An 826-nucleotide genomic window follows, 5' to 3' on the forward strand; every position below is an offset into this window, starting at 1 on the left:
AATGGGTAAAACAATTTCAAAAGTCGGATGCTGAAGTTTTTCTGGAGAAACCAAGAAATCAATCCTATTCAAAAGAATTCAAAATACAAGTGATTGAGGAATATTTGGCAGGAGGATGTTCGTATCCGGATTTAGCTCTAAAATATAATATTCCTTCACATAACACGATTTTACAATGGGTTAAAAAATATAGTAATCTGGAAGCAATAAAGGACTACAGTCCTGCTCCGGAGGTCTATATGGCAAAAAGAATTCAGACAACTTTTGAACAAAGAATGGAAGCTGTGCAATGGTATGAAGAAAATGGAAGAAGCTATAAAGATACAGCTGCTCATTTCGGCTACAACTATGCCCAGGTACGAGACTGGGTCAAAAAATACGAATCGTCGGGAGAAGACGGTCTTTTAGACCGCAGAGGACAACGAAAAGAAGAGGCGGAACTTACAGAAACGGAACGTCTTAAACGGGAATTGATCCTGGAAAGAAATAAAAGAAAACAATTGGAGATGGAGAATGAGCTGTTAAAAAAATTGAACGAGCTGGAGAGGGGGTGAAGCGTTCCAAAGTAAAACAGGCTCAGTATAATAGACAGCATCGAATCTATAAATATAAAGTCATCCGGCAGTTTCACGAAGAAAGAGGCTGGAGCATCAAAGACATGTGCAGTATTTTAAAGATCAGCCGTGCATCTTATTATAAATGGCTGAATAAAAAGCCGATGGAAGATAAAAACAGTCTTTTGATAAAGCAGATCCAGGAAATCTGTGAGAAGAACAACCGTCTTTTCGGTTATAGAAAGATGACGATGAAGATCAATAAGATATCT

General features: G+C 37.9%; 1 protein-coding gene and 1 pseudogene. Both read left to right on the top strand.

Annotated elements, in window-relative coordinates; genetic code table 11:
• On the top strand, positions 1-554 hold a 554-nt coding region (locus tag BO225_RS00095; RefSeq protein WP_076340281.1), incomplete at its 5' end, for a helix-turn-helix domain-containing protein.
• Positions 551-826, top strand: a pseudogene (locus tag BO225_RS12580) (hypothetical protein); the annotation flags it as partial. The gene BO225_RS00095 and the pseudogene BO225_RS12580, both read left to right, overlap by 4 nt.

Source organism: Dubosiella newyorkensis (assembly GCF_001945605.1).
GTDB lineage: Bacteria > Bacillota_I > Bacilli_A > Erysipelotrichales > Erysipelotrichaceae > Dubosiella > Dubosiella newyorkensis.